General features: G+C 60.0%; 23 protein-coding genes and 2 pseudogenes. 12 read left to right on the top strand and 13 right to left on the bottom strand.

Annotation, left to right across the window (positions count from 1 at the left end):
* Window positions 1–15: 15 nt before the first annotated feature.
* The 3 genes from LOY38_RS29760 (at window position 16) to LOY38_RS29750 (ending at window position 4359) form a co-directional block, all read left to right on the top strand.
* On the top strand, window positions 16–2889 hold the full coding sequence (locus tag LOY38_RS29760) for an EAL domain-containing protein (RefSeq protein ID WP_258698263.1): 2874 nt from the start codon (window positions 16–18) through the stop codon (window positions 2887–2889).
* Window positions 2890–3024: 135 nt separating this feature from the next.
* Window positions 3025–3891, top strand: coding sequence for a transcriptional regulator HexR (gene hexR / locus LOY38_RS29755; protein ID WP_003187110.1), 867 nt, complete (start codon window positions 3025–3027; stop codon window positions 3889–3891).
* Window positions 3892–4146: 255 nt separating this feature from the next.
* A complete protein-coding gene (locus tag LOY38_RS29750) occupies window positions 4147–4359 on the top strand; it encodes a PA3496 family putative envelope integrity protein (RefSeq protein WP_223489242.1) in 213 nt (70 codons plus the stop codon).
* Here LOY38_RS29750 and LOY38_RS29745 read toward each other — a convergent pair.
* A complete protein-coding gene (locus LOY38_RS29745) occupies window positions 4301–5263 on the bottom strand; it encodes a LysR family transcriptional regulator (protein WP_258698262.1) in 963 nt (320 codons plus the stop codon). The two genes, LOY38_RS29750 and LOY38_RS29745, sit on opposite strands and share 59 nt — an antisense overlap.
* Before the next feature lie 190 nt (window positions 5264–5453).
* Here LOY38_RS29745 and LOY38_RS29740 point away from each other — a divergent pair, with 190 nt between their 5' ends.
* Together LOY38_RS29740 and oadA are read left to right on the top strand one after the other, a co-directional pair.
* Window positions 5454–6869, top strand: coding sequence for an acetyl-CoA carboxylase biotin carboxylase subunit (locus tag LOY38_RS29740; protein WP_258698261.1), 1416 nt, complete (start codon window positions 5454–5456; stop codon window positions 6867–6869).
* A gap of 11 nt (window positions 6870–6880) precedes the next feature.
* On the top strand, window positions 6881–8689 hold the full coding sequence (oadA, locus tag LOY38_RS29735) for a sodium-extruding oxaloacetate decarboxylase subunit alpha (protein ID WP_258698260.1): 1809 nt from the start codon (window positions 6881–6883) through the stop codon (window positions 8687–8689).
* Between the two features lie 216 nt (window positions 8690–8905).
* Here the strand turns inward: oadA and LOY38_RS29730 are convergent, their stop codons facing one another.
* The 3 genes from LOY38_RS29730 to LOY38_RS29720 all read right to left on the bottom strand — a co-directional run bounded on the left by LOY38_RS29730 (window position 8906) and on the right by LOY38_RS29720 (window position 12252).
* Complete coding sequence (locus LOY38_RS29730; RefSeq protein ID WP_408980549.1) at window positions 8906–10279, bottom strand: autotransporter domain-containing protein; 1374 nt, start codon at window positions 10277–10279, stop codon at window positions 8906–8908.
* A 312-nt stretch (window positions 10280–10591) separates the two neighbouring features.
* The gene (locus LOY38_RS29725; RefSeq protein ID WP_258698259.1) at window positions 10592–11434 is read right to left on the bottom strand and encodes an amino acid ABC transporter permease; all 843 of its coding nucleotides are present in this window, start codon (window positions 11432–11434) and stop codon (window positions 10592–10594) included.
* The gene (locus LOY38_RS29720; RefSeq protein WP_258698258.1) at window positions 11431–12252 is read right to left on the bottom strand and encodes an ABC transporter substrate-binding protein; all 822 of its coding nucleotides are present in this window, start codon (window positions 12250–12252) and stop codon (window positions 11431–11433) included. Before LOY38_RS29720 ends, LOY38_RS29725 begins: the two co-directional genes overlap by 4 nt.
* 110 nt (window positions 12253–12362) lie before the next feature.
* On the opposite strand from LOY38_RS29720, the gene LOY38_RS29715 reads away from it, so the two are divergent.
* Window positions 12363–13262, top strand: a complete 900-nt coding sequence (locus tag LOY38_RS29715; RefSeq protein WP_258698257.1) for a homocysteine S-methyltransferase family protein — start codon at window positions 12363–12365, stop codon at window positions 13260–13262.
* Window positions 13263–13383: 121 nt separating this feature from the next.
* Here the strand turns inward: LOY38_RS29715 and LOY38_RS29710 are convergent, their stop codons facing one another.
* Window positions 13384–14055: a GNAT family N-acetyltransferase gene (locus LOY38_RS29710; RefSeq protein ID WP_258698256.1), complete on the bottom strand. Its 672-nt coding sequence runs from the start codon at window positions 14053–14055 to the stop codon at window positions 13384–13386.
* Window positions 14056–14072: 17 nt separating this feature from the next.
* Window positions 14073–14519: a GNAT family N-acetyltransferase gene (locus LOY38_RS29705; RefSeq protein WP_258698255.1), complete on the bottom strand. Its 447-nt coding sequence runs from the start codon at window positions 14517–14519 to the stop codon at window positions 14073–14075.
* Window positions 14520–14644: 125 nt separating this feature from the next.
* Here LOY38_RS29705 and LOY38_RS29700 point away from each other — a divergent pair, with 125 nt between their 5' ends.
* Complete coding sequence (locus LOY38_RS29700; protein ID WP_258698254.1) at window positions 14645–16198, top strand: PLP-dependent aminotransferase family protein; 1554 nt, start codon at window positions 14645–14647, stop codon at window positions 16196–16198.
* 135 nt (window positions 16199–16333) lie between these two features.
* Here the strand turns inward: LOY38_RS29700 and LOY38_RS29695 are convergent.
* The 5 genes and pseudogenes from LOY38_RS29695 to aspA all read right to left on the bottom strand — a co-directional run.
* A pseudogene (locus LOY38_RS29695) lies at window positions 16334–16584 on the bottom strand (histone deacetylase family protein); the annotation flags it as partial.
* Window positions 16584–16766, bottom strand: a pseudogene (locus LOY38_RS29690) (AraC family transcriptional regulator); the annotation flags it as partial. The pseudogenes LOY38_RS29695 and LOY38_RS29690, both read right to left, overlap by 1 nt.
* A gap of 98 nt (window positions 16767–16864) precedes the next feature.
* Window positions 16865–17869, bottom strand: coding sequence for an asparaginase (locus LOY38_RS29685; RefSeq protein WP_258698253.1), 1005 nt, complete (start codon window positions 17867–17869; stop codon window positions 16865–16867).
* A 174-nt stretch (window positions 17870–18043) separates the two neighbouring features.
* Window positions 18044–19495, bottom strand: a complete 1452-nt coding sequence (locus LOY38_RS29680; protein WP_258698252.1) for a sodium:alanine symporter family protein — start codon at window positions 19493–19495, stop codon at window positions 18044–18046.
* A 489-nt stretch (window positions 19496–19984) separates the two neighbouring features.
* Window positions 19985–21409, bottom strand: a complete 1425-nt coding sequence (gene aspA, locus LOY38_RS29675) for an aspartate ammonia-lyase (protein WP_258698251.1) — start codon at window positions 21407–21409, stop codon at window positions 19985–19987.
* A 181-nt stretch (window positions 21410–21590) separates the two neighbouring features.
* Between aspA and LOY38_RS29670 the strand changes: the two genes are divergently transcribed.
* The 5 genes from LOY38_RS29670 (at window position 21591) to LOY38_RS29650 (ending at window position 25412) form a co-directional block, all read left to right on the top strand.
* Complete coding sequence (locus LOY38_RS29670) at window positions 21591–22508, top strand: LysR substrate-binding domain-containing protein (RefSeq protein WP_258698250.1); 918 nt, start codon at window positions 21591–21593, stop codon at window positions 22506–22508.
* Between the two features lie 329 nt (window positions 22509–22837).
* Entirely contained in the window at window positions 22838–23329 is a 492-nt protein-coding gene (gene purE / locus LOY38_RS29665; protein WP_003196369.1) for a 5-(carboxyamino)imidazole ribonucleotide mutase, read from the top strand.
* An 11-nt stretch (window positions 23330–23340) separates the two neighbouring features.
* Window positions 23341–24423, top strand: coding sequence for a 5-(carboxyamino)imidazole ribonucleotide synthase (locus tag LOY38_RS29660; RefSeq protein ID WP_258698249.1), 1083 nt, complete (start codon window positions 23341–23343; stop codon window positions 24421–24423).
* Between the two features lie 118 nt (window positions 24424–24541).
* The gene (locus tag LOY38_RS29655) at window positions 24542–24787 is read left to right on the top strand and encodes a GlsB/YeaQ/YmgE family stress response membrane protein (protein ID WP_258698248.1); all 246 of its coding nucleotides are present in this window, start codon (window positions 24542–24544) and stop codon (window positions 24785–24787) included.
* Between the two features lie 88 nt (window positions 24788–24875).
* Complete coding sequence (locus LOY38_RS29650; RefSeq protein ID WP_258698247.1) at window positions 24876–25412, top strand: DUF3299 domain-containing protein; 537 nt, start codon at window positions 24876–24878, stop codon at window positions 25410–25412.
* Between the two features lie 72 nt (window positions 25413–25484).
* Here LOY38_RS29650 and LOY38_RS29645 read toward each other — a convergent pair whose 3' ends face one another.
* Both LOY38_RS29645 and LOY38_RS29640 read right to left on the bottom strand, forming a co-directional pair.
* Entirely contained in the window at window positions 25485–26384 is a 900-nt protein-coding gene (locus LOY38_RS29645; protein ID WP_258698246.1) for a D-hexose-6-phosphate mutarotase, read from the bottom strand.
* A gap of 56 nt (window positions 26385–26440) precedes the next feature.
* Window positions 26441–26845: an acyl-CoA thioesterase gene (locus tag LOY38_RS29640; RefSeq protein ID WP_007896491.1), complete on the bottom strand. Its 405-nt coding sequence runs from the start codon at window positions 26843–26845 to the stop codon at window positions 26441–26443.
* Between the last annotated feature and the right edge of the window lie 146 nt (window positions 26846–26991).

The following is a 26991-nucleotide window of genomic DNA, read 5'->3' as shown; positions in this document are numbered from 1 at the left end:
ACAAGAACATTGCCTATGACCCTCAGCTCCGACCTGTCGGGCCCCTCTGTGGAGCCCCGGGTTATCCGCAAACAATACGCCATGGAGATGGCGGTCGAACGCACGCGTCTGCTGTACCAGGGCTCGCTATTGCCGACGCTGTTCATGCTGATCAACGGTCTGGTGTGTGCCGGGTTGCTCTGGAGCCCGCAGCGTTACTTCGTGGTCAGCGTCTGGCTGATCTGGTTGTTGTCGCTGGTGGCATTGCGAGTGATTCAGGTCGCGGCCTTCGATTCGGCGATTCCCAACCGTCAGGCCCATCCGATCTGGCGTCGTATGTTCCTGCTCGGTTCGGCCATGACCGGCCTGACCCTGGCCGGTGCCGGCATCGCGTTGGTGCCCGTTGATAATTTCATGCAGCAGGCCTGGGTGTTCGGCCTGATCGGCGCCGCAGCCCTCTCGGCCAGTGTCGCTTATGCCGTCAGCCTGCCGGCTTTTCTGTCCTTTACCTTGCCCTGTCTGTTGCCGGCCATCGGCTATCTGTTCTGGGGCGGCGATGAACAGGAGCAGGGCTGGGGCTGGTTCGGGCTGATTTTGCTGGGCTCATTGAGCGTGGTCGCCTGGCAGGTCAATCGCCTGATCGATCAGGGGTTGCTGCGACGCTTTCAAAATCAGGCACTGATCGAGCACTTGCAGCAGGCCCAAAGTCGCAGCGACCAGCTCAACCACGAGCTGGCCAAGGAAATCGACCAGCGTCGCCGTGCCGAAGACGAATTGCGCGAAACCCAGGTCGACCTCGAAAACCGAGTCGCCCAACGCAGCCTGGAGCTGGACGCGGCCAACCAGGCCTTGAGCAAGAGCGAGGCACGGCTGGCGCTAGCGTTGAAGGCGAGCGAACTCGGGTTGTGGGACTGGAACCTGCAGACTGACGAAGTCCATCACACCCAGCTCCAGGAGTTGTTCGGGCTGGAACCGGAATACGTGACGGCGATGCTCCGCCACCTCAAACCGAGGCTGCACCCCGACGACTTGCCATCGCTGAGGCGGGCGCTGGTCGAGCATTTGAAGGGCCGCACCGAGGATTATCAGATCGAGTACCGGGTGCGACATGGCGATGGCCATTGGGTCTGGATCGAGGACCGGGGTCGAGCGGTCGAGCGAAGCGAAAACGGCCGAGTGATCCGCATGGTCGGCACCCGCCGCGATATCAGCGCCAGCAAGGGCCTGGAAGAACAGCGCCAACTGGCGGCGACGGTGTTCGAGGCCGCCAGCGAAGGCATTGTGATTTTGGACCCGAATTACGCGTTGATTGCCGTCAATCAGGCCTTCAGTCGGGTGACGGGTTACGACATTGAAGACATGCTCGGGCGAAACGTGGTCGAGTTGCCGTGCAGTCGCGACGCCCGGAGGCATTACGCGGCAATTCGTCAGGCGCTGGAACAGCAGGGCAGCTGGCAGGGCGAGCTGGTCGAAACCCGCAAGAATGGCGAATTGTATCCGCAATGGCTGCAACTGAATGCCGTGCGCGATACGCGGGGAAATGTGAGTCATATCGTAGGTTTCTTCGCCGATCTGTCCGCTCGGCGTGAGTCAGAAGAACGTATGCGCTACCTCGCCCATTACGATGAACTCACGGGGCTGGCCAACCGTTCGTTATTCCGCGAACGGCTGCACGAGGCTCATCAACGGGGGCGCCAGGGCGGTCGTCGCAGTCTGGCGTTACTGCACATCAATCTTGACCGTTTCAAGCTGCTCAACGATAGCCTCGGCCATGAAATTGCCGATGAGTTGTTACAGAAAATGGCCCGACGGTTGGTCAATGCGCTGCCAGAAGCAGACACCATTGCCCGATTGTCCGGCGATGAATTTGCAGTGCTGTTCGATGCCTACGGCAGCCTGTCGAGCCTGGCACGGGTGGCGACCCGTTTGTCGACCAAGCTGCGATTGCCAATCACCGTCGAAGGTCATGAATTGGTGGTGAGCGTGTCGATGGGCATCAGCCTGTTGCCGGACACCGCACGGGAGATTTCCGCGCTGGTCAGTCAGTCGAACATGGCCATGCAGCATGCCAAACACTTGGGCGGCAATAATTTCCAGTTCTATACCGATAGCTTGCAAGCCAGCACGCTCGAGCGTTTGCAGCTCGAGAACCAGCTGCGCAAAGCCATCGAAGAAAAGCAGCTTAAGGTGTTTTATCAACCCAAACTCTGCCTCGCCACCGGCCGGCTGAATGCCGCCGAGGCGTTGGTACGCTGGAATCACCCGACCCTGGGCCAGGTGCCACCGGGGGATTTCATCGGTCTGGCCGAGGAAACCGGGCTGATCGGCGCCATCGGTGAGTTCGTTTTGCGTCAAGCCTGTTGGCAAGCGTGCGAGTGGCAGCGTCAGGGGCTGGAGCCGATTCGGGTGTCGGTCAACCTGTCGGTGCATCAGCTGCGTCAGGGAAAACTGGTCAGTCTGGTGCGCCAGGTGCTGGAGGAAACCGGTCTGGCGCCGCATTACCTGGAACTGGAACTCACCGAAAGCCAGTTGCTGGACAGCGTCGAGCACATCCTTGCGACCTTCCAGCAGTTGCGTGACCTTGGGGTGAAGCTGGCAATCGACGATTTTGGTACCGGGTATTCGTCGCTGAGCTACCTCAAGCGCATTCCTGTGGACTACGTGAAGATCGATCAGGCGTTTATCCGTGGTCTGGGGGAGAGCAGTGAAGATGCGGCGATCACCCGGGCGATTATTGCCATGGCCCATGGTTTGTCGCTGAAAGTGGTGGCTGAAGGCGTCGAGCGACCGGAGCAGCTGGAATTTCTGAGGGCCGAGCGTTGCGATGAGGTGCAGGGCTATTGGATCAGCCGCCCGGTTGAGGCTGCTGACCTGGCTGAGCTGTTGCGTGCGGACGCGAAACCCTTGTAAGTGCTACATAGAGTGCATGTCGCGTGAAATGGGGACATCGAGTTACGCATTGAGCAGGCAAAAAGCCAATTCATGTAGTATAACTACAAGCGTGCTACATCCCCGGCACCTGCCAATAACAAAGAGTCCGCCCCTTTGAATCTGCTGCAACACATCGCCCAGTCACGCCACCTGTTACGCAAGTCGGAGCTCAAGGTCGCCGACCACGTGCTGCTTGACCCTGCGGCGGTGATGCACAGTTCCATGGCCGACCTGGCCCACAGCGTGGGCATCAGCGAGCCGACCATCGTGCGGTTTTGCCGCGCCATCGGTTGCTCCGGGTTTCAGGATTTGAAACTGAAACTGGCGCAGAGCCTGGCGGCCGGCGCGAGTTTCGGGCAGTTCGCGATCCATGAAGACGATTCGGTTGCCGATTACAGCCTGAAAATCTTCGACACCACCCTGCATACGCTGATGGAGGTTCGCGAGAAACTCGATCCGGTGGCATTGCAAAAAGCCGTGACGGCGATGTCCCAGGCCCAGCGTGTCGAGTTCTACGGCTTCGGCGCCTCCGGTGCGGTAGCGGCGGATGCCCAGCACAAGTTCTTCCGTTTGCTGCTGACCGCGGCGGCGTATTCCGACCCGCACATGCAGGCGATGTCGGCGGTCACCCTGAAGCCAACCGACGTGGCGATCTGTATTTCTCAGTCGGGGCGTTCCAAAGATCTGTTGATCACGGCCAACCTGGTGCGCGAAAGCGGTGCCTCGCTGATCACCCTGTGCCCGAGCCAGACACCGTTGGCCGAGTTGTCGACCGTCAACCTGGCGATCGATGTGCACGAAGACACCGAAATCTACACGCCGCTGACGTCGCGCATCGCCCACCTGGTGGTGATCGATGTGCTGGCGATGGGCGTCGCCATGGCCCGCGGTCCGAGCCTGGTCAATCACCTGAAAAGCGTCAAGCGCAGCCTTCGCAGCTTGCGACTGTCGCCCAAGTCAGTAAAAGCCCTCGACGATTGATTCGTCGTTTGGCGTGAAATAGTCGGAAGGTCGTTCCGACCTTTTCGCGGGCAAGCCCGCTCCCACAAGGATCGGCTGTGTTGCACAGAATGAGCGAACACCACCGGCCCCTGTGGGAGCGGGCTTGCCCGGAAGGCGCCCTCAAAAACACCCCTGTCATCTGCCAATGTTCACACCTCTGTAACCCTCCCGCCGCCAAACCGTCATCCCTCGCGCCTATCTTGAAACTCCCGTACTCGCCTTGGGAGACTCGAAATGGCCCAGCCCTACGAAGAACGCAACAGCGCTGTCAAAACCCGTCGTCAGCAAGAAGACCAGCGCCGCATGGAATTTCGTCGCGCGATCGAAGATCGCTGCGAACGCCGCCAGCTTCTGGCCGAAATCGGCGAATTTCCTGACGGTCTGGAACTCAATTACTGGCAGGCAGCTCCCGCAACTTCCCGTCGAAACGCTCAACCAGGGCGCTGATTTGCATACGCTCGCTGCGGATAAACGCAAGGAATGCGTGCGCCACGGGTGACAGCCGTTTGGCTTTGGCCTGCACCAGGCACCAGCTACGGAACAGCGGCAGCTCTTCAACCGGCAACTCGATCAGTCCGCCCGTTGCCAACTCAAGGTTCAGGGCATGGCGCGTCAACAGCGCCAAGCCCAGACCCGCGAGCACACATTCACGCTGGGCTTCGGCCGATGAGACCTCCTGGGTCTGGTTGAAGTGCACGCGCTTTTCTTTGAAATACTCTTCGCAGGCCAATCGCGTACCGGAGCCGGATTCGCGTAATAGCAGCGTGTAGGGCTCCAGATCCTGCAAGCGCAGTGGGCCCATGTGGCACAGCGGATGATCCGGCGGTGCTACGGCGACAATCGGGTTGTTGAGAAATGGCAAGAACTCCAGCCCCATGTCCTGCGGCACCATGGACATGATCACCAGGTCGTCGCGGTTGTCGGAGAGGCGCCGGATCACTTGCCCACGGTTGACCACCGTCAGTTGCAGATTCACCTCCGGGTGCTGGCGCTTGAAGGCGGCAAACAGGTGCGGTACGAAATACTTGGCACTGGATTCCACCGCCAGTTTCAGTTGGCCCTGCAATGAGCCTTGCATGTCCGACAGCTGCATATCGAGGTTTTCCAGGCGCCCGAAAATATCCCGGCTGGCGCGCTGCAGTGCTTCGGCCGCCTCGGTCATGTAGAGTTTTTTGCCGACGTAATCGAACAAGGGCTGACCAATCAGCTCTTCGAGTTGACGAATCTGTAGGCTCACGGCAGGTTGTGTGAGAGACATTTCATCAGCTGCGCGGCTGTAGGACCTTAGGTCGCACACCTCATTGAAGATTTGCAATTGACGCAATGTCATACGCATCAATGACTTACGCATTTTCTATAAATCCTGAGCGAAGGCTGATGCCTCAACTATAAGTCTTTGCTTATGCGTGACCCAATTATTATTCATTTTTGTTAATCCCTTGCGAGCGCTAGTGTGGAGCTGCGACTGAATTGAAACATTTGGTCACGCGTCGACCTGGTTTGACAGGTCGTGGGTACCACCGGCTCAAGGGAACCTCCAAGTGATAAAAAAAATCCTGATCGCCAACCGTGGTGAGATTGCCGTACGAATCGTGCGGGCTTGCGCCGAGATGGGCATCCGCTCGGTCGCGATCTATTCCGACGCCGATCGCCATGCCTTGCATGTGAAGCGTGCGGACGAGGCCCACAGCATCGGTGCCGAGCCGCTGGCTGGTTACCTGAACCCGCGCAAGCTGGTGAACCTGGCCGTGGAAACCGGTTGCGATGCGTTGCACCCCGGCTACGGCTTCCTTTCGGAAAATGCCGAGCTGGCGGACATCTGTGCTGAACGCGGGATCAAATTCATTGGTCCATCGGCTGAAGTGATTCGCCGCATGGGCGACAAGACCGAAGCGCGCCGCAGCATGATCAAGGCTGGCGTACCGGTCACCCCAGGCACCGAAGGCAACGTGTCGGGCATCGAAGAAGCCCTGAGCGAAGGCGACCGCATCGGTTACCCGGTGATGCTCAAGGCCACGTCCGGTGGCGGCGGCCGCGGTATTCGTCGTTGCAACAGCCGCGAAGAACTCGAACAAGCCTTTCCGCGAGTGATTTCCGAAGCCACCAAGGCTTTCGGTTCGGCGGAAGTGTTTCTGGAAAAATGCATCGTCAATCCGAAACACATCGAAGCGCAGATTCTCGGTGACAGCTTTGGCAACGTGGTGCACCTGTTCGAGCGTGATTGCTCGATCCAGCGTCGCAACCAGAAGCTGATCGAGATTGCTCCGAGCCCGCAACTGACCCCGGAGCAGCGTGCCTACATCGGCGACCTGTCGGTGCGTGCGGCCAAGGCCGTGGGTTACGAGAACGCCGGCACCGTGGAGTTCCTGCTCGCCGAGGGCGAGGTGTACTTCATGGAGATGAACACCCGGGTGCAGGTGGAACACACCATCACCGAAGAAATCACCGGCATCGACATCGTGCGCGAGCAGATCCGCATCGCCTCCGGCCTGCCGCTCTCGGTGAAACAGGAAGACATCCAGCACCGCGGTTTCGCGCTGCAGTTCCGCATCAACGCCGAAGACCCGAAAAACAACTTCCTGCCGAGCTTCGGCAAGATCACCCGTTACTACGCACCCGGCGGTCCTGGTGTGCGCACCGATACGGCGATCTATACCGGTTACACCATTCCACCGTTTTACGATTCCATGTGCCTGAAACTGGTGGTCTGGGCGCTGACCTGGGAAGAGGCGATGGACCGTGGCTTGCGAGCTCTGGACGACATGCGTCTGCAAGGGGTCAAGACCACCGCCGCGTACTACCAGGAAATCCTGCGTAATCCGGAATTTCGTAGCGGCCAGTTCAACACCAGCTTCGTTGAAAGCCACCCTGAACTGACCAACTACTCGATCAAGCGCAAACCCGAAGAGCTGGCCCTGGCCATCGCCGCCGCCATCGCCGCCCACGCAGGCCTGTGAGGAAAAGAACAATGAGCAAGCAAATCCACGTTACCGACACAATCCTGCGCGACGCCCACCAATCGCTGCTCGCCACCCGCATGCGCACCGAAGACATGCTGCCGATCTGCGACAAGCTCGACAAAGTCGGCTACTGGTCGCTGGAATGCTGGGGCGGCGCGACCTTCGACGCCTGCGTACGCTTCCTGAAAGAAGACCCGTGGGAGCGCCTGCGCCAACTGCGCGCGGCTTTGCCTAACACGCGTCTGCAAATGCTCCTGCGTGGCCAGAACCTGCTGGGCTACCGCCACTACAGCGACGACGTGGTCAAAGCCTTCGTCGCCAAGGCTGCGGTCAACGGCATCGACGTGTTCCGCATTTTCGATGCGATGAACGACGTGCGTAACCTGCGGGTGGCCATCGAAGCGGTGAAAGCTGCCGGTAAACACGCCCAAGGCACCATCGCTTACACCACCAGCCCGGTACACACCATCGAGGCTTTCGTGGCGCAAGCCAAGCAAATGGAAGCCATGGGTTGCGACTCGGTGGCGATCAAGGACATGGCTGGCCTGCTGACCCCATACGCCACTGGCGAGCTGGTCAAGGCGCTGAAAGCCGAGCAATCGCTGCCGGTGTTCATCCATTCCCATGACACCGCTGGCCTGGCTGCAATGTGCCAACTCAAGGCCATCGAAAACGGCGCCGACCATATCGACACCGCGATCTCCAGCTTCGCCTGGGGCACCAGCCACCCGGGCACCGAATCGATGGTCGCCGCCCTTAAAGGCAGCGAGTTCGACACGGGTTTGAACCTGGAGCTGCTGCAAGAGATCGGCCTGTACTTCTACGCCGTGCGCAAGAAGTACCACCAGTTCGAAAGCGAATTCACTGCCGTCGACACTCGCGTTCAAGTCAACCAGGTGCCGGGCGGGATGATTTCCAACCTGGCCAACCAGTTGAAAGAGCAGGGCGCCCTGAACCGCATGAGCGAAGTGCTGGCGGAGATCCCTCGCGTTCGTGAAGACCTCGGCTTCCCGCCGCTGGTGACCCCGACCTCGCAAATCGTCGGCACCCAGGCGTTCTTCAACGTGCTGGCTGGCGAGCGCTACAAGACCATCACCAACGAGGTGAAGCTCTACCTGCAAGGCGGCTACGGCAAGGCGCCGGGTACGGTGAATGAAAAGCTGCGTCGCCAGGCCATTGGCAGCGAAGAGGTGATCGACGTCCGTCCAGCCGATCTGCTCAAACCGGAAATGACCAAGCTGCGTGCCGAAATCGGCGCCGTGGCCAAGTCTGAAGAAGACGTGCTGACCTACGCCATGTTCCCGGACATCGGCCGCAAGTTCCTCGAAGAACGTGCTGCCGGCACCCTGGCCCCAGAAGTGCTGCTGCCGATTCCGGAAGCCGGCGGCGTGACTTCGGCGGGTGGCGAAGGCGTGCCGACCGAGTTCGTCATCGACGTTCACGGTGAAACCTACCGCGTCGACATCACCGGTGTGGGCGTCAAAGCGGAAGGCAAGCGCCACTTCTACCTGTCCATCGACGGCATGCCGGAAGAAGTGGTGTTCGAACCGCTCAACGAATTCGTCAGCGGCGGCAGCAGCAAGCGCAAGCAAGCCACTGCACCGGGCCACGTCAGCACCACCATGCCAGGCAACATCGTCGATGTGCTGGTCAAGGAAGGCGACACCGTGAAAGCCGGCCAAGCCGTGCTGATCACCGAAGCGATGAAGATGGAAACCGAAGTCCAATCGGCCATCGCCGGCAAAGTCACCGCTATTCACGTGGTCAAGGGCGACCGGGTGAACCCGGGCGAGATCCTGATCGAGATCGAAGGCTGAGTTAACAGCCTCGATATACCGCTTTAAACCTCGGGGGGGCATGTGCTCCCCTTTTTTTTCGCCCGGCCACTTTGGTGAGGCTCCGCAGATCCAATGCGGGCTTGCTCGCGAAAACGGTGTGACGTTCAGCATCCATATTGACTGACACTCCGCATTCGCGAGCAAGCCCGCTCCCACAAGGTGCTGTGCTGAATCAGTGAGGGGGAGGCGAGTTCATCAGAACGCTATCCGCCATTGTCCCATCACGCCATGACTGCGGCTGTCAGTGCCAATCTCCCCAGTGACGCCCACACCCAGCGTGTGGTTGGCCGAGAGCCCCAGGTCGAGCCCGGCATCAAGCGACAGGCTGTCGCGATCAAACGCTGCCCCGGCGATGTCGAAACGTTTCCCGCCCTTGACCAGCTGTTGGCGCGTTTCGCTGTCGAGCTCGCCGTAGATGTGTTTCCAGCCGGCGCTGAATCGCGGTGTCAGTCGCATGCCGTTGTCCAATGTGTTCAGCTTTGCCGCGCGCAGGCCGAAGGTGCTGCTGAAGTTGTCCTGGGTTTGCCCATAGACTTTCAGCGCAGCATCCCCACCTTTTTCGGTGTGGTTGTTACGCTGGTAGCGTTGATAACCGACGCTGGCGAATGGCTCGACCATCACCTTGTTGCGGCCCAGATTGAAGCCCGCTTCGGCGAAGGCCTGCTGGGTGTTGGCGTCATAGCTGCCTTTGAGGCGGTCGTTGAATCCGTTGAATGCGACCCGACGTTTGCTGCTGCCTTCATGGCTGGCGTAGGTAGCACCGAGACGCAGCGCCAATGGGCCGTCCTGGCGCATCGCATAAGCCCCCAGGTGCCAACTGTCGAGATCGCCGTCGAATTGCCGGGCATCGAGTTTCGTCTGTGATTTTCCGCCTATCACCCCGACTTGCCATTGCTCGTCGAGCCGCCAGTCGGCGCCCAGAACGAGGCCTTGGGTGGAATGTTTCAGAGTGCTGGCGAAATCACTCTCGACTTTGCCGCCATTGCCCAATGCCTGAAGCCAGACGCGGCTGCGGCTCTCACTGTCAGCGGCAAGGCGTGGAGTTTTGTCGGAGAAAGTGCCCGTGCCGTTAGTCAGCTGGCGCATGGCTGAGAGCATGCTGGCACTGACGGGGCTGACACTGCTTAAAGTGGCTTTTGCGAGGTTGGCGTTGCTACCGGCGGCCAATTGTTCGATGGCGACGGAGGCATTGGCCTTGTCGCTGACCACCAGCGCGCTGACGGCAGGGTTGGCGATCACGGTTTTGGGGGTGTCCACACTGCGGGCCAGGGCCTGCCCGCTGTCAGAGGTGGCAACCGTCTCGAGCGGCACGTCGTTGCGGGTCAGCGCCACTTGAGTGTCACTATAGGAAGCCTGCGGCGTCATGAATGCCAGATCGCTGGAGGCCTCTTCAAGCACACTGCCAGTGGGGGCTACAGGTTTGGCGGTTTTTTTTCGGGTTTTGGTGGGCTTTGCGTCGGCATCGACTTGAGGCTCCAGTTGCTGGGCCAGGGAGAACTCTGCACAACCAACGGCAAGTGCAATGGCCAGGACAAGGTGTTGTGGTCGGTATTTTTGTTGAACGGGCATCGAGTAAGGCCTCTTTTGACAGGAGGCCAAACTCTAAAAGGGAGGCTATAGGTGCCGATGTCAGTCGCTTCCGGCGGGCTTGCGGGGGTTGTCAGAAGGATGTGTCGAAAATTGCCGGCCGCTTGAGGGCGGCTGTTTTTAGCCATTCGTGCTGGACGCTTTTTCTTACAGCGAATCAAGACATGGGGGCTATCGTGCCGTAACAAAGCGCATCTACCGCACGTGAAAGAACAAAAGATCGCAGCCTTCGGCAGCTCCTTGGGTGTACGTCGACCCGAAGTAGGAGCTGCCGAAGGCTGCGATCTTTTTGCTTTAAACCTGGCTACGGCTCAAATACGCCTTCCCGTAATGCCGCTCCATCCGCGCCTGAATCAGCTCCAAGCCAATCGACATCAGCCAATAAATAATCGCCGCCGTTGTCAGCATTTCGATATAGCGATAGCTCGAGCGCCCATACGACTGCGCCAGGAACATCACTTCCCAAACCCCCATCACCGAGATCAGTGACGAGTCCTTGAGCATGGAGATGAACTGGTTGGTGGTGGGCGGGATGATGGTGCGCATGGCCTGGGGCAGGGTGACGCGCCAGAAGATCACGGTTTCGCGCATGCCCAGGGCCAGCGACGCTTCGCGTTGGCCGTGGGGGACGCCGAGGATGCCGGCGCGGAAGATTTCGCTCAGGTAGGCGCCGTAGTTCAGCGACAGAGCGATGATGCCGGCGGCGATGGCGCCCGGCACGACGCCGAGTTGCGGCAGGCCGAGGTAGATCAGCAGAATCTGGATCAGCAGCGGTGTGCCGCGAAAGAACGAGGCATAGAAGCTTGCGATGCCGAACGCTACGGCACTTTTCGACAGTCGGGCCAGGGCGGTGATGAAGCCCAGCAGCGACGACGCCACAATCGAGCACAGGCACAAGAACAACGTCAGCGCCGCGCCTTGCAGAAAGCCGTTGGGCGCCAGGTGCAAGCCGATCAGGTTTGGCAGTTTGTCGAGAATGATCGAGAACTTCAGGTCGAAGCTCAGGAAGAAACTCGCGAACAAGCCGAACATCGCCGCCCAGGTCAGGTACAACCGCGTGCGGAAACCGAAAATCCGTTGCAACAACGACTCAGCCACCGGTTGCGGTGGCTGAGGTGGTTTGGGGAAAGAAGTCATTTACTGATGTCGGCGCCGATCCATTTTTGCGATAGCTTGCTCAAGGTGCCGTCCTGTTTCAACTGGGCAAACACATCACGTACTTTGGCGTCCCACTGGGCGTCGCCCTTTTCGATGGCCACCGAGTTTGGCTCCGAGTATAACGGCTCACCGGCGAGCTTGAAGCGTTTGTCTTCGTTCAGGCGCGGTTGCGCGGTCACCAGGTTGGTGAGAATAGCGTCCAGACGCACGCCGGCGCCCAGGCCCAAATCCTGGAATGCCACGTTGTCGGTGTCATACGGGGCGATTTGCACGTTCTCGAAGGGGTACTGCAATTGGGTATCTTCAGCGCCTTCGATCACCAGGTTTTTGTTCAGGTAGCTTTCATAGCTGGAGGCGCTGGTGAGGCCGACTTTTTTGCCGCTCAGGTCCTTGGCGCTGTGGATGCTGTCGTCTTTGGCATTGACCACGATCACGGCAGGGGAGGCGTAGTACTCGACCGGAAAATCGAAGACTTCGGCGCGAGCCTTACTCGGGGTCATGGAGCAGATGCAGATGTCATAACGCCCGCTCCAGCGACCGGCGGCGATCACATCCCAGGACGGCGTTTCAAGGCGCAGCTTGACCCCCAGCTTGTCCGCCACGGCCTTGGCCACGTCGACGTCGAAACCGTCGAGCTGGTTTTTGTCGTTGAGAAACGAGAAGGGCGGATAGCTTTCCATCAACACACCCACCAATTCTTTCTTTTGCTCGATGCGATCCAGGGTGACACCCGCCAAGGCTTGGGTGGAGGCAGCTAGAATCGTCAGGCCCAGGGCCAGCAGCGGTTGAAATTTCACAGTTGATCCCTGAAAAAAGAGGTTGTTATTAACCTGATGGTGCGTATTAAATAGTTATAAGAACGACTCCGATAGTGAGTTATTTTCATAAGCTTATGAGTGAAAAGCATATGGGCGCAGGCAGCACGGTAATTCTGGATGGCGGCATGGGTCGGGAGCTGCAACGCCGAGGGGCGCCGTTCAAGCAGCCCGAGTGGTCGGCACTGGCCCTGAGCGAGGCGCCGCAAGCCGTAGAGGCGGTGCACGCGGCTTATATTGAAAGCGGTGCCAACGTGATCACCAGCAACAGTTACGCAGTGGTGCCGTTCCATATTGGCGAAGAGCGTTTTGCCGCTGAGGGGCAGGCGCTTGCAGCGTTGGCCGGTGAACTGGCCCGTCGTGCGGTCGATGCGGCGGGTAAACCGGTGCGTGTGGCCGGTTCATTGCCACCCTTGTTCGGCTCCTATCGTCCGGACCTGTTCGACGCTGCTCGCGTAACTGAACTGCTGGCGCCCCTGGTCAATGGACTGGCGCCTCATGTCGACTTGTGGCTGGCCGAAACCCAGAGTTCGATCATCGAGGCGCGGGCGATCCATGCGGGTCTGCCGAAGGACGGCAAGCCGTTCTGGTTGTCGTTTACCTTGAAGGATGAAGACACCGACGAAGTGCCGCGATTGCGTTCCGGTGAACCCGTGGCTGAGGCCGCCGTGGTGGCGGCTGAGTTGGGTGTCGAGACCTTGCTGTTCAACTGCAGCCAGCCAGAGGTGATCGGCGCGGCGATTGATGCGGCGCGGGAAACCTTCGAACGCTTAGGGGTGAAGATTCACATCGGCGCGTACGCCAATGCCTTCCCGCCGCAGCCGAAAGAGGCCACGGCCAATGACGGCCTGGACCCGTTGCGCGAGGATCTCGACCCGCCGGGTTATCTGCAGTGGGCAGCCGACTGGCGCAAGCGCGGGGCCAGCCATTTGGGCGGGTGCTGCGGGATCGGGCCGGAGCATATTGCGGTGCTCGCCCAGAAACTGGCGTGACACCAATCGCGAGCAGGCTCGCTCCCACAATAGATCTTCAGTGAACACGTATATTGTGCTCGACAACGATCCGATGTGGGAGCGAGCCTGCTCGCGATAGCGTCCGTCCGGGCGCCGAAGATTACTGGCGGCACTCAACCAGAGTTTTCACCTGCCCCGATTCCGTCTGGTTCTCATCGGACAGCCACCGCTCGAACCCTGCGCCAATCGCCGGCCATTCCGAATCCAGAATCGAATACCACGCCGTGTCACGGTTCTGACCCTTGACCACCATGTGCTGACGGAACACCCCTTCGAAACTGAACCCCAACCGCTCCGCCGCATACTTGGAACGGGCATTGCCGTTGTTGCACTTCCATTCCAGGCGCCGATAACCCAAGGCAAAGGATTCCCTGGCCAGCAGGTAAACCGCCTCGGTACTTTTTGGTGAACGTTGCATCGGCGCGCCGAAGGTCACATGGCCGATTTCGATGCGGCCCTGGGAAGGGACAATCGACATCAGGCTGAGGATGCCTTGCACATCGCCGCTGGCGCGGTCGATCACCGTGAAGAAATACGGGTCACTGTTGGCCGCATGGTTGTTCAGCCAATCGTTGAACGCGCTGCGCTCCGGGAAAGGACCATAGGGCAAATAGTCCCAGAGTTTCGGATCTGAGCCCGGGCCTTCGAGGGCTTTCCACAAGCCGTCGGCGTGACGCGCCGGGTCAAGTTTTTCCAGGCGGATGAAACGCCCTTCGATCAGTTGAATCGAGGGTGGCGGAACACCTTTCCAGTCCGCGAGTGAAGTCGACATGCTGCTCTCCTTGAACCTTAAAGGGCTTTGCAAAACTGGATGAAACCAGGCCGTTCGGCGATGCGCTCATAGAGCTGGATCGCGGTGGCGTTGGTTTCATGGGTCAGCCAATGGACCTCGCAGCACCCGTCGGCCTTGGCCGTGGTGTAGACGAACTCAATCAGTTGCCGACCGACACCGTTGCCGCGGGTTTCGGGCGTCACCAGCAAGTCTTGCAGGTAGCAGGAGTTTTCGATGCTCCAGTTCGAGCGGTGATAGATGAAATGCACCATGCCCACCGCTTTACCATCGGCCCAGGCCAGCGCCCCGTGGGTAGGTTCGTTCGGGTCGAGCAGGCGTTGCCAGGTGCTTTGGGTCACGGTATCGGGCAGTTCGGTGTTGTAGAAGTGCAAATAGGCTTGCCACAACGGCAGCCAGGCAGCGTGATCGTCGGCGGTGACCTGGCGGATGTCGATCTGACTCATGTTCATTCCTTAACGCGTCAAAGTGGCAGGTACAGGGAAAATTTCCTTGGCGAATACCTTCATCCTAGGCAGGCTAATGGTCTGTTGTAAGAGCCATTAATGACCAATTTCATAGGTCCATTTTCATGTCGAATACGCCGCTTCCCTCGTCGTTCAATCCGGCCGGTATCGAACTCGATCGCCGTCAGGGCCTGAGCCGTCAGCTCTATCAAGCGCTGCGGGTACGCGTGCTCGACGGGCGATTGGCCAGCGGCACACGACTGCCGGCCAGTCGCGATCTGGCGGCGGCGTTATCGATTTCCCGCAACAGCGTGGTCCGGGCCTACGATCAGCTTTACGCTGAAGGCTTCATCGAGGGGCGTGTGGGCGATGGGACTTACGTCGCGCAATTGCCTCAAGCCGCGTGGCCGGTGAAAAAATTATCCACAAAAGTATCCACAGGGTTTTCAACAGGGTTACCCACAGCCTTATCCACAAATTGGCTGGATTTGCCTGTGGTTTCATCCAGTAAAGTTATCCACAGCGACGCTTTGGGACGCGTTGAAAAGAATCATTTGGCCGTGCCGCCGGGTGGTCCACCGCGCGCATTCAGGGTCGGTGTGCCGGCGTTCGATCTGTTTCCTTTCGAGGTCTGGGCCAAGCTGAGCGCGGCTTTCTGGCGTAAGCCGGATTTACAGCAACTGTGTTATGGCGATCCGGCAGGCGATGAGCGCTTGCGCGGGCTGATTGCTGCTTATTTGCGCAGTTCGCGCGGCATGCAGTGCTCGGCTGAGCAAATAGTGATCACCAGTGGCGCACAACAGGGGATTAGCCTTTGTGCACAGTTGCTGGTGGAGCCTGGCGATGGGGTGGGCATTGAAAATCCGGGGTATCGAGCGGCGGGTCATGCGTTCGCTGTAGCTGGCGCGCGATTGCACGGGGTAGCGGTGGACAGTGAGGGCATTGATTGCACCGAATTGGCGGGGCTCAGCGATTGTCGATTGGCTTACGTCACGCCGTCGCATCAGTACCCGACCGGAGTGGTCATGAGTCTGGCGCGACGCCTTGAATTATTGGCCTGGGCCGAACGCACCCAAGGCTGGATCGTCGAGGATGACTACGATGGCGAATACCGTTACAGCGGCGCACCGCTGGCGCCGTTGGCTGCACTGGATCGGCAGGGGCGAGTGCTGTATGTCGGAACCTTCGGAAAGGTCGCATTCCCAGCGTTAAGACTGGGTTATCTGGTGTTGCCGCCCGGGTTGGTTGAGGCTTTCTCCCAGCGTCGTGCGGTGGACGTGCGGCATTCGGAGGTCAGCACTCAAGCGGTAATGGCTGAGTTCATGGCGGCCGGGCACTTCCAGCGACACATCCGGCGTATGCGCCGTGCTGCGTTGAGTCGGCGTAACGTCTTGCTCAATGGTTGGCCTGTGGATATCCCGGGCGTCGCTAAGCTGCCCAGTGTGGCGGCCGGTTTGCACCTGACGGTACGTGTCGACAGCGTGGCCCGTGAGCGCGAATTGATCGAACAAGCCACCAGCGTCGGGGTGGAGGTCAATGGACTGAGCAGTTATTGGCTGCCAGACACGACGCTTCCCGAGGACCAGCGAGCGGGGCTGGTCCTGGGGTTCGCCGCAGTGCCGGAGGCGGCGATCGAATCGGCACTGGCGAGGCTCAAAGAGGTCTGGAGCCCGGCGTGAGCGACGGCGTCCGCATCAGGTCCCGGACTTGATCTTGGTCCAGGCCCGGGTCCGCGCCCGTTCGGCATCGCGAGGCAACGGTTGCAGGGTGTAAAGCGTGCTCATCGCCGTTTCCGTCGGGTACAGGTTCGGGCCGCTCCAACGGTCCCAGCCTGAACCGGCGGGCAAAGGGTAGTTGAAGTTGAACCCTTCGCCTGCGCCTTCACTGTGTTTGTCTTCGTAGCCGAGGAAGAACGGAAACTCGGCTTCCGGATGGCCATGGATCGAGGTGAACAGCACATCGCTGCGCTCGTAGAAAATCGATTGGGTGCCGTTGCCGTGGTGGTAATCGACATCGAGGATCGCGACCTTTTGTGGCCTTGATCGAGGAGTGCCTGAGCGGCGAGGCGACGGCGTTGGCGCAAACCAGCATCTCCTGATTGGTGGTGATTCGCGTGTCCGCCCGGCTCAGATCCGCCGCGCTGATGCCGCTGCCGGCCAATAACGCCTCGCTGGACAGGCCTTCGGCCTTGAAGGTGTTAAGCACCAGGGAAACGGCGTTGAGGGTGGTGAGATGGGAGTGGAGCATGGAGTGTTCCAGCGTCGAGATGCTGGAACGGGAGCAAGTTATGTGCCGAGCGCAATAACCTTGTGGGAGCGAGCTTGCTCCCACAGGGCCGCTTTGTGTCAGATAAGTTCGCCGCACAGGTCGAGTTCAGCCAGCCGCCGAACTTCAGCAGTTTCAAGCCCCGCACCCAGCAGCGCACGCAACTTGCCGAGCGCCGCCTCGCGGGTCATGCCGCCACCGGACAACACACCGGCATCACGCAAGCGGCTACCGGCCTCGTACACGTCGAGATGCACTCCACCTTCATGGCATTGCGTGACCGCGACCACCACCACGCCTTTGTCTCGCGCCCGTTCCAGGCTGGCGAGAAACTCGGGGTTGTCGCTTGGCCCGGTACCACTGCCATAACATTCCAGCACCAGACCCTGAATACCGCTGTTGAGCAGGCCATCGAGCTGCTCGGCGCCGATGCCGGGGAACAGTGGCAGTACCGCGACTTTCGCCAGTTGATTGGGTTGGTTGTAGTTCAGCTGCGCCGGCACGGAAGTCGCCTTCACACCGCCGCCCTGGCGCTCCAGCCGCTTGAACGGATGACGACCGAAACTGCGAACCTTCGCGCAACGAGTCGGGTCGAGCAGCTCGCCGTGGAAGTACAGATGAACCCCCGGCGCCAGGCCTTGACCAAGGGCAACCAACGCACCGCTGAGGTTTTCCCAGGCATCGCTGTCGGTCACACCGGCCGGTAACATCGAGCCGGTGAACACCACGCGGGCATGCAGGCCGAGCAATTGAAAGCTCATGGCCGCGGCGCTGTAGGCCAGGGTGTCGGTGCCATGCAGGATCAACACGCTGTCGCAGCCCTGGACATCGACGGCGTCGACCACCGCTTCACGCAGTTGCTGCCAGTACGCCGGTGTCATGTTGGCGCTGTCGATCAGCGGCGACATCTCGCGAAAGCGCCACTGCGGCACCACCAGCTCAGGCTGGCCGTGCAGGTAGTCGCGCATCCGCGCTTCGAAACCGGACGCCGGAGCCAGGCCGTGGGCACTGGCTTGCATACCGATGGTGCCACCGGTGTAGAGCACCATGACGTGCTGGGCAGCAGGAAAAGTCGAGGAATTCATGGGGGTCTCCGAAAACTGTGGGAGCGGGCTTGCTCGCGAATGGCCGCGATGCGGTCTTGCAGGCTTGAACCCTGAACGGCAGCCTCATCTAGCTGCCACAGCGTAGGGTCGAGCATGACGCCGACCGAACGCTGTGTCACGCCGGGCGCAGGGGATACGCCCGGTTTTTACCGATCAGCGTTGCGCTGCGGTCACGCCTTCCGGCTGAGGCTGTGCCTGAGGCGCAGCAGCTGGCGGATTGGCTGGCCAGGCTTTCAGGTCCAGGTCCAGATCCGGGAATTTGCTCGAATCGAACACCGGGGTCTTGATACCGGCGGCACGCTGGTCGTCGTAGTCACGCAGGATGCGCATGCCAACCTTGAACAGCAGGAACAGCGCGATCAGGTTCACGAACGCCAGCAGGGTCATGGTGATGTCGGCGAACGCGAACACCGTGTTCAAGTTCTCGATGGCACCCCAGAAAATCAGTGCCAATACCAGCGCGCGATAGCCAATCAGCGCCTTGCGGTTTTCACCGATCAGGAAGCGCAGGTTGTTCTCGCCCAGGTAGTAGTTGTAGAGAATCGAGGTGAACACGAACAACGCCAGGGCTACGGAAATGAACATCCGGCCCCATTCACCGACCACGGCAGCCAGGGAGTTCTGGGTCAGGGCAATGCCGTCGCCTTCGAAGCCCGGAGTGTAGAAGCCCGACAGCAGGATCAGCAACGCGGTGCAGGTGCAGATCACGAAGGTGTCGAGGAACACGCTGAACGCTTGAACCACGCCTTGCGCGACCGGGTGCTCGACCGAGGCCACAGCGGCCACGTTCGGCGCACTGCCCAGGCCTGCTTCGTTGGCGAACACGCCGCGCTTCACGCCCATGACGATGGCGCTGCCGATCAGGCCGCCGAACGCCTGGTCCAGACCGAAGGCGCTTTTGACGATGGTGATCAACATGCCCGGAACGTGGTCGAACTGCAGCACGATCACGTAGATGGTCACGCCGATGTACACCAGGGTTTTCACCGGTACCAGCAGGTCAGCGACCTTGGCGATCCGCTTGATCCCGCCGATGAACACCAGACCCAGCAACACCGCCAGGGCCAGCCCGGTGTAAGTGGTGTCGAAGCCGAACGCGTTGTTCAGCGAGTGGGTCACGGCGTGGGCTTGCAGGCCGTTGAAAGCGAAGCCGAAGGTGATCAGCAGCAGGAACGCCATGATCATGCCCAACCAGCGTTTCTGCAGGCCGTGCTGGATGTAGTAGGACGGGCCGCCACGGAATTGGCCTTCGGAGTCGCAGCGCTTGTAGAGCTGGCCGAGGGAGCATTCGAAGAAGCTGCTGGACATGCCGACCAGTGCGGTCACCCACATCCAGAACACCGCACCGGGGCCGCCGAGGGTCACGGCGATGCCGACACCCGCGATGTTACCCGCACCGACGCGGCCGGCGAGGCTGAGCATCAGGGCCTGGAACGAGCTGAGTTGTTCGGAGCTGCTGCGCAGACTGTCACGGAACACCGCGAACATGTGAAAGAAATGACGGAACTGAACGAAACGCGAGCGGATCGTGAAGTAGCTACCGAGCCCGACAATGAGCACGATCAGTACTTTCCCTGAGAGGAAGTCGTTGATGACTTCGAGCATGGATTATTCCTCGCTATTTTTTGTGTGTGCGAATGCTGGATGGTCCGACACATCGCTTTACACCCGATTGTGCGTGGCACACCAGGTGGGTCGAAGGTTCGTCCCCGTTCCATATCGCGGGTTTTATTAGTTCGGTTTTCGCATGTGTTTGGGCCTCGTTACCGACGACCGCTCAAGCGAAGAGGGCCGGCACTATACATAGGAGTGTGCCTTCCGTCTGCACGGTTGTGGTGCGAGCGACGAAACGAGAGGGCTGCAAGATCAAAAAATCGCAGCCTTCGACAGCCTCTACGGGGGTATATCAGACCCTGTAGGAGCTGTCGAAGGCTGCGATCTTGGCGGAACCGGAAACATTCAGCATGTTCGTAAAATCCGCAAAAGCGTTGAAAAAAAAGGGCTTGAGGGAACAAATCCCCAAGCCCTCAAAAGGTGAGAGGTGTCTAGTCCCTCGACCTGGTGAGCGTGCTCTTCAAAAGAGCCTGCGTTCGGTTAAGCCTTCAAAGGCACCAGACGCGGAGCAATCATGTTTTCCGGGCGCAGGATGTCGGCGAGCATTTCTTCGTCGAGCAAGCGTTCTTCGCGCACCAGTTCCAGCACACCGCGGCCGCTTTCGAGGGCGACACGGGCAATGCGGGTGGCGTTTTCATAGCCGATGTACGGGTTCAGCGCGGTGACCAGGCCGATCGAGTGCTCGACCAGTTCACGGCAGCGCTCTTCGTTGGCGGTGATGCCGACGATGCAGTGTTCGCGCAGCATGTCCATGGCGCGTTGCAGCAGGCGGATCGAGTCGAAGATCTTGAACGCGATCAGCGGTTCCATCACGTTCAGTTGCAGCTGGCCGCCTTCGGCCGCGATGGTCAGGGCCAGGTCGTTGCCGATGATCTGGAACGCTACCTGGTTAACGGCTTCCGGAATTACCGGGTTGACCTTGCCTGGCATGATCGAGCTGCCTGGCTGACGCGCTGGCAGGTTGATTTCGTTGATGCCGGTGCGTGGGCCGCTGGACAGCAGGCGCAGGTCGTTGCAGATCTTCGACAGCTTGACCGCGGTGCGCTTGAGCATGCCGGAGAACAGCACGAAAGCGCCCATGTCGGAGGTGGCTTCGATCAGGTCGGCAGCCGGCACCAGCGGTTGACCGCTGATCAGGGCCAGACGCTGAACGGCCAGGGCCTGGTAACGCGGGTCGGCGTTGATGCCGGTACCGATCGCGGTGCCGCCCAGGTTCACTTCGGTCAGCAGCTCAGGCGCCAGGGTCTTCAGGCGCGCCAGGTCTTCGCTCAGGGTGGTGGCGAAGGCGCGGAATTCCTGGCCCAGGGTCATCGGCACGGCGTCTTGCAGCTGGGTACGACCCATCTTCAGAACGTGGCTGAATTCTTCACCTTTGGCGGCAAACGACTGGATCAGGCTGTCGAGGCTGGCCAGCAGAGCGTCGTGACCCAGTAGCAGACCCAGACGGATCGCGGTCGGGTAGGCGTCGTTGGTCGACTGCGCCATGTTCACGTCGTTGTTCGGGTGCAGGTACTTGTATTCGCCCTTGCTGTGGCCCATGGCCTCCAGCGCGATGTTGGCGATGACTTCGTTGGCATTCATGTTGGTCGAAGTGCCAGCACCGCCTTGAATCATGTCCACCACGAATTCTTCGTGGAAATCGCCGCGGATCAATCGGGCACAGGCTTCGCTGATGGCAGCGTGCTTGGCTTCGCTCAGGTGACCCAGCTCGCGGTTGGCGTCAGCGGCGGCCTGCTTGACCATCGCCAGACCAACAACCAGTTTCGGGTAATGCGAAATCGGAACACCGGAGAGACGGAAGTTGTTCACCGCTCGCAGGGTCTGGATGCCGTAATACGCTTGAGCAGGTACTTCGAGTACGCCAAGCAGGTCTTTTTCTGTGCGGAAAGATGCAGCGGAGGACATGATAGAAATCATCTCGATATGGACCCGGTCTGTGCCGGAACACGGCAAATGCTAGGCGTGTGGAGAATTTTGAGCCAATGCTGTTAAACACTAGCCTATGCACATTCGGCATAATGCCGGTGTGACGCCGCGTGTGCGGCGAACGTGTGACCTAAATCGGTGCATTTTCGGGAGGGGCGTGATGAATCTGGAAAGCAAATGGCTCGAGGACTTCAGTGCTCTGGCCGCTACCCGCAGCTTCTCCCAGGCGGCTGAAAGACGCTTCGTAACTCAGCCGGCATTCAGCCGGCGGATCCGCAGCCTTGAAGCCGCGCTGGGGCTGACCCTGGTCAATCGTTCCCGCACCCCGGTCGAGTTGACGGCGGCGGGGCAGCTGTTTCTCGTCACCGCGCGAACCGTGGTCGAGCAGTTGGGTGAAGTGCTGCGTCACCTTCATCATCTGGAAGGCGGGCAGGGCGAGGTGATGCAAGTCGCCGCCGCGCACTCCCTGGCGCTGGGTTTTTTTCCGCGCTGGATTGCGCAATTGCGCAACGAAGGGTTGAACATCGCCACGCGACTGGTGGCCACCAACGTAGGCGATGCAGTGCATGCGCTGCGTGAAGGCGGCTGTGATCTGATGCTGGCTTTTTACGATCCGGACGCAGCGATGCAAATGGACCCGGAAATTTTCCCGTCACTGCATCTGGGGGACACCGAAATGCTCCCGGTCTGCGCCGCGGACGCTGACGGCAAGCCATTGTTCGATCTGGAGGGCGAAACCAGTGTGCCGCTGTTGGCCTACAGCGCTGGTGCGTTTCTCGGGCGTTCGGTCAACATGTTGTTGCGCCAGCGAGCCCTGCGATTCACCACAATTTATGAAACCGCCATGGCCGACAGTCTGAAAAGCATGGCGCTGGAAGGTTTGGGAATTGCCTGGGTGCCGCATCTGAGCGTGCGCGCCGAACTGGCTCGCGGCGAGCTGGTCGTCTGCGGTGGCCCGCAATGGCATGTGCCGCTGGAGATTCGCCTGTATCGCTGCGCGCTGGTGCGCAAGGCGAACGTGCGGTTGCTCTGGCGCAAACTTGAGGGCAGCGTAGCCCAAACCACCACCGGCTCTTGAATACAAAGAAGAACCCTGTGGGAGCGGGCTTGCCCGCGATTGCGGAGGGGCAGGCAACATCAATGTTTGCTATGCCGACCTCATTGTAGGCAAGCCAGCTCCCACAGGGACTTGTGGTGTATTTGATTGACCTTGAGGTCAACAAAACCGCTGCTTTGCACCGCATGACAGATGGTCGTATAGGGGGCTGTTTATCTGCTTCATTGAGGTATACTGCGCGGCCTTCGGCCGGTTTGACTGGCCATAATTCGTACAATCAAGCCACGCATTTTGCGTGGCTTGTTGTTTTTTGACGCGCCTGCGGGCGCCCAGAGAGAAGAGGCACGACGATGAGCGCACTGGTTGGCGTGATCATGGGCTCCAAGTCCGATTGGTCCACCCTTAGCCACACCGCCGATATGCTGGAAAAGCTCGGCATCCCTTACGAGGTGAAAGTGGTTTCTGCCCACCGTACCCCGGACCTGCTGTTCCAGTACGCCGAAGAGGCTGAGGCGCGTGGCATCGAGGTGATCATCGCCGGTGCTGGTGGCGCGGCCCACCTGCCGGGTATGTGTGCGGCCAAGACCCACCTGCCGGTGCTGGGCGTGCCGGTGCAGTCGTCGATGCTCTCGGGTGTCGATTCGCTGCTCTCTATTGTGCAGATGCCCGCGGGCATTCCGGTCGCCACCCTGGCCATCGGCAAGGCTGGCGCGATCAACGCAGCGCTGCTCTCGGCGAGCATCCTGGGCGCCAAGCACCCGCAGTTTCATACCGTGTTGAAAAAATTCCGCGCAGAGCAGACAGACAGCGTCCTGGACAATCCAGACCCACGCATCGCCTGAGGTTGTTGACGATGAAGATCGGTGTAATCGGTGGCGGCCAGTTGGGTCGCATGTTGGCGCTGGCGGGCACTCCGCTGGGCATGAACTTCGCTTTCCTGGACCCGGCGCCGGATGCTTGCGCAGCCGCGTTGGGCGAACACCTGCGGGCCGATTACGGCGATCAGGATCACCTGCGTCAACTGGCTGATGAAGTCGATCTGGTGACCTTCGAGTTCGAAAGCGTCCCGGCTGAAACCGTGGCCTTCCTGTCGCAATTCGTTCCGGTGTACCCGAGCGCCGAAGCGCTGCGCATCGCCCGCGATCGCTGGTTCGAGAAGAGCATGTTCAAGGATCTGGGCATCCCGACTCCCGCGTTCGCGGACATCCAGTCCCAGGCCGATCTGGACGCCGCCGTGGCGTCCATCGGTCTGCCTGCCGTGCTGAAAACCCGCACACTGGGTTACGACGGCAAGGGCCAGAAAGTCCTGCGCAAGCCTGAAGATGTGGTCGGTACTTTCGCAGAACTGGGCAGCGTCGCCTGCCTGCTGGAAGGCTTCGTGCCGTTTACCGGCGAAGTTTCGTTGATCGCCGTGCGTGCTCGCGATGGCGAAACCAGGTTCTATCCGCTGGTTCACAACACTCACGACAGCGGCATTCTCAAACTGTCCGTGGCCAGCACCGATCACCCGCTGCAAGCCTTGGCTGAGGACTACTCCAGCCGGGTGCTCAAGCAGCTGGACTACGTCGGCGTGATGGCGTTCGAGTTCTTCGAAGTCGACGGTGGCCTCAAGGCCAACGAAATTGCCCCGCGCGTGCACAACTCCGGGCACTGGACCACTGAAGGCGCCGAGTGCAGCCAGTTCGAAAACCATCTGCGAGCCGTTGCCGGTCTGCCGCTGGGTTCGACCGCCAAGGTTGGTGAGAGCGCGATGCTCAACTTCATCGGTGTCGTGCCGCCAGTAGAGAAAGTGATCGCGATTGCCGACTGCCACCTGCACCACTACGGTAAGGCCTTCAAGGTCGGCCGCAAGGTCGGTCACGCCAATTTGCGCTGTGCGGACCGTGAGACGTTGGCTGCGCAGATCCTCAAGGTCGAAGCGCTCATCGCCGAATAGTTTCATGTGGCAGCGGCGGAACCTTCAGTGGCCGCCGCTCTCTGATGGCAGGATGCCAAAGTCTGTCTAGGCTTGGGCCGGGTGTCCTGTCTCACCAAATCATTCAGAGGGAAATGCCATGGGAATTATCGGAACCATCTTTATCGGCTTGATCGTTGGCCTGCTGGCCCGGTTCCTGAAACCGGGCGATGACGGCATGGGCTGGATCATGACCATCCTGCTCGGTATCGGCGGTTCGTTGGCGGCCACTTACGGCGGCCAGGCCCTGGGCATTTACCATGCCGGTCAAGGCGCGGGCTTCATCGGTGCGCTGGTGGGGGCGGTGGTGTTGCTGGTGATCTACGGCCTGATCAAAAAGAACTGATTCAAGCGACAAAGCCCTCTCTGCGCCATCGTCGGAGAGGGCTAGAATGCTCGGCGTCACACTGTCCTTTCCTTTGCCGAGCACTTTCATGCGCCGTCTTCTGTTGACTCTTCTCTTCCTGGGCAGTGGTTTGGCCCATGCCGGCGAACTGCCGGAAACCGACTGGCTCGAACTGATGCCCAAGTCGGACCAGAAAGCCCTCGAGGCCATGCCAGAAATCGATCACAACTCCCCGGAAGCCAACGGCACCTTTACCCAAAAGGGTGGCATGAAGCAGAGCAAAGGCTTGCCGGCGGTGATGTATTCGACCAAAACCGTGCCGTCGATGAACGACAAGCACATCCGCATCGGCGGTTATCCGGTACCGCTGGAATCCGATGCCAAGGGCCGCAGCACGTTGTTCTTCCTCGTGCCGTATCCGGGCGCTTGCATCCACGTGCCCCCACCACCGCCTAACCAATTGGTGTTGGTGCGTTATCCCAAGGGCCTGAAGCTGAATGACATCTACACGCCGCTGTGGGTGACCGGCACGCTGAAGATCGAGACGGTCAACAACGACCTGGCGGATGCGGCGTATGCGCTGGATGCGGCGCAGGTGCGGGCGGTCAAAGAGTCGGATTTGTAAAAGCGCCCGTCAGCCTGGCACGGATCAAAATGTGGGAGCGAGCAAGTCCTCTCCCACATTCGTTTTGTGGTGTTAGAGGGATTTGCTGCCGATGCTCACGCCCAGGGTATGACTCGCTCCCGGCGCCAATGTCACCACATCATCCATCACATTCGCCGTTTCAATGCACAGCATGCGCTGCCAGCCATCGTCGGCCATGTCGCTGAACGCTGCGGCGCGGTCGATCCAGGGGTTCCAGATCACCGCCGAGCGCGAGCCGCTGCTGGTCAGTTCAATGCGTCGTTCCCAGTGCGGGTCAACGATGCTCAGCTTCGGCGGGGTATTCAGATAGATGCGGTCGGTCTCACCGGTAAAGCGCAGATCACCGGCCTGAGCGACAGTTTTCCAGTCGTCCAGCGTCTCGATGTAACTCAAGCCATCCAGCCCTTCGACATGCACGTTGCGTACGTCGCTGACGGCGAAATAGCTGTGCAGTGCCTGGCTGATCGTGACGGGTTCGGCACCCTTGTTTTCGCTCGTCAGGCTGATGTGCAGCTGTTCATCCAGACGAATGCTCAGCTTCAAGTCCACCTGATGCGGCCATTCCGGCAAGCCGCCTTCGGGGTAGGGCAGGACGAATTCCACCTTCAGGCTTTCGCCCTCGGCTTCGATGCCGCCCAGTTCCCAATCCATCGCCCGCACCAGCCCATGAGCGGTCGGCGGTTCCTGGCTGACGCGCATGGCCTGAACGCTTTGCGGGTTACGCGACAGATTGCCGAACCACGGCCAGCACACCGGTACGCCGGCACGAATAGCTTTGCCGGTCTTGAACACCGCCTCGTCGTTGAGCCAGATCAGCGGCGGCTGGCCGGCCAGTTGATAACTGAGGATGTGCGCGCCTTGCTGAGCCACCAGCAATTCGGCCTGACCGTGGCGGATGCGCCAGCAGTTCAGTTCATCCAGTTTCACGGCTTCAACGTTGGGCGTGCTCATGGGGTGACTCTCAATCAGGAACAGGGCTGCAATGGACCGCAAAATGGTCGCCGGGTTTAACGAGCTCTAGGCGGAACCGAACGCGTACGGCCACTGCCGTCGATGGCGACAAACACGAATACCGCTTCGGTCACTTTGCGCCATTCGCTGGACAGTGGATCGTCGCTCCAGACTTCGACCATCATCTGAATCGAGCTGCGGCCGATTTCCAGGGCCTGGGTATAGAAGGAGAGCTGAGCGCCCACTGCCACCGGTACCAGGAACGCCATGCGGTCGATCGCAACGGTGGCCACGCGCCCGCCAGCCACTTTGCTGGCCATTGCTGTGCCGGCCAAGTCCATCTGCGCCACCAGCCAGCCGCCGAAAATATCGCCAAAGCCGTTGGTTTCGCGCGGAAGTGCGGTGATTTGCAGGGCCAGATCGCCTTGCGGGATTGGATCTTCTTGTTCGAGCTCTATCATGCCGGGGGTGCCTCTGACCCGTGACTCTTCATTGGTACTTCAGGTTGAATAGCCGTCTCTAAGAAAAACGATTCAGCCCCGAACATACTACGTTCGTCACGTTTTTCGTAAGGCGCCTAAAGGGAAACTCTGCGAAATCGGCTGAC

It is taken from the genome of Pseudomonas sp. B21-015, from assembly GCF_024749285.1.
GTDB lineage: Bacteria > Pseudomonadota > Gammaproteobacteria > Pseudomonadales > Pseudomonadaceae > Aquipseudomonas.
Note: the sequence above shows the minus strand (reverse complement) of the source record. Positions and strands in the feature narration are given on the sequence as shown.

Excerpts from the sequence above, each read along its gene's own strand:
- aspA (WP_258698251.1), bottom strand. The coding sequence starts at position 21,409 with ATGTCCTCCGCTGCATCTTTCCGCACAGAAAAAGACCTGCTTGGCGTA.
- LOY38_RS29745 (WP_258698262.1), bottom strand. The coding sequence starts at position 5,263 with ATGCGTAAGTCATTGATGCGTATGACATTGCGTCAATTGCAAATCTTC.
- LOY38_RS29670 (WP_258698250.1), top strand. The coding sequence starts at position 21,591 with ATGAATCTGGAAAGCAAATGGCTCGAGGACTTCAGTGCTCTGGCCGCT.
- LOY38_RS29725 (WP_258698259.1), bottom strand. The coding sequence starts at position 11,434 with ATGACTTCTTTCCCCAAACCACCTCAGCCACCGCAACCGGTGGCTGAG.
- LOY38_RS29660 (WP_258698249.1), top strand. The coding sequence starts at position 23,341 with ATGAAGATCGGTGTAATCGGTGGCGGCCAGTTGGGTCGCATGTTGGCG.
- LOY38_RS29750 (WP_223489242.1), top strand. The coding sequence starts at position 4,147 with ATGGCCCAGCCCTACGAAGAACGCAACAGCGCTGTCAAAACCCGTCGT.
- LOY38_RS29650 (WP_258698247.1), top strand. The coding sequence starts at position 24,876 with ATGCGCCGTCTTCTGTTGACTCTTCTCTTCCTGGGCAGTGGTTTGGCC.
- LOY38_RS29655 (WP_258698248.1), top strand. The coding sequence starts at position 24,542 with ATGGGAATTATCGGAACCATCTTTATCGGCTTGATCGTTGGCCTGCTG.
- oadA (WP_258698260.1), top strand. The coding sequence starts at position 6,881 with ATGAGCAAGCAAATCCACGTTACCGACACAATCCTGCGCGACGCCCAC.
- LOY38_RS29685 (WP_258698253.1), bottom strand. The coding sequence starts at position 17,869 with ATGAATTCCTCGACTTTTCCTGCTGCCCAGCACGTCATGGTGCTCTAC.
- purE (WP_003196369.1), top strand. The coding sequence starts at position 22,838 with ATGAGCGCACTGGTTGGCGTGATCATGGGCTCCAAGTCCGATTGGTCC.
- LOY38_RS29710 (WP_258698256.1), bottom strand. The coding sequence starts at position 14,055 with ATGTCGACTTCACTCGCGGACTGGAAAGGTGTTCCGCCACCCTCGATT.
- LOY38_RS29680 (WP_258698252.1), bottom strand. The coding sequence starts at position 19,495 with ATGCTCGAAGTCATCAACGACTTCCTCTCAGGGAAAGTACTGATCGTG.
- LOY38_RS29645 (WP_258698246.1), bottom strand. The coding sequence starts at position 26,384 with ATGAGCACGCCCAACGTTGAAGCCGTGAAACTGGATGAACTGAACTGC.
- LOY38_RS29715 (WP_258698257.1), top strand. The coding sequence starts at position 12,363 with ATGGGCGCAGGCAGCACGGTAATTCTGGATGGCGGCATGGGTCGGGAG.
- LOY38_RS29640 (WP_007896491.1), bottom strand. The coding sequence starts at position 26,845 with ATGATAGAGCTCGAACAAGAAGATCCAATCCCGCAAGGCGATCTGGCC.
- LOY38_RS29700 (WP_258698254.1), top strand. The coding sequence starts at position 14,645 with ATGTCGAATACGCCGCTTCCCTCGTCGTTCAATCCGGCCGGTATCGAA.
- LOY38_RS29760 (WP_258698263.1), top strand. The coding sequence starts at position 16 with ATGACCCTCAGCTCCGACCTGTCGGGCCCCTCTGTGGAGCCCCGGGTT.
- LOY38_RS29705 (WP_258698255.1), bottom strand. The coding sequence starts at position 14,519 with ATGAGTCAGATCGACATCCGCCAGGTCACCGCCGACGATCACGCTGCC.
- LOY38_RS29730 (WP_408980549.1), bottom strand. The coding sequence starts at position 10,279 with ATGCCCGTTCAACAAAAATACCGACCACAACACCTTGTCCTGGCCATT.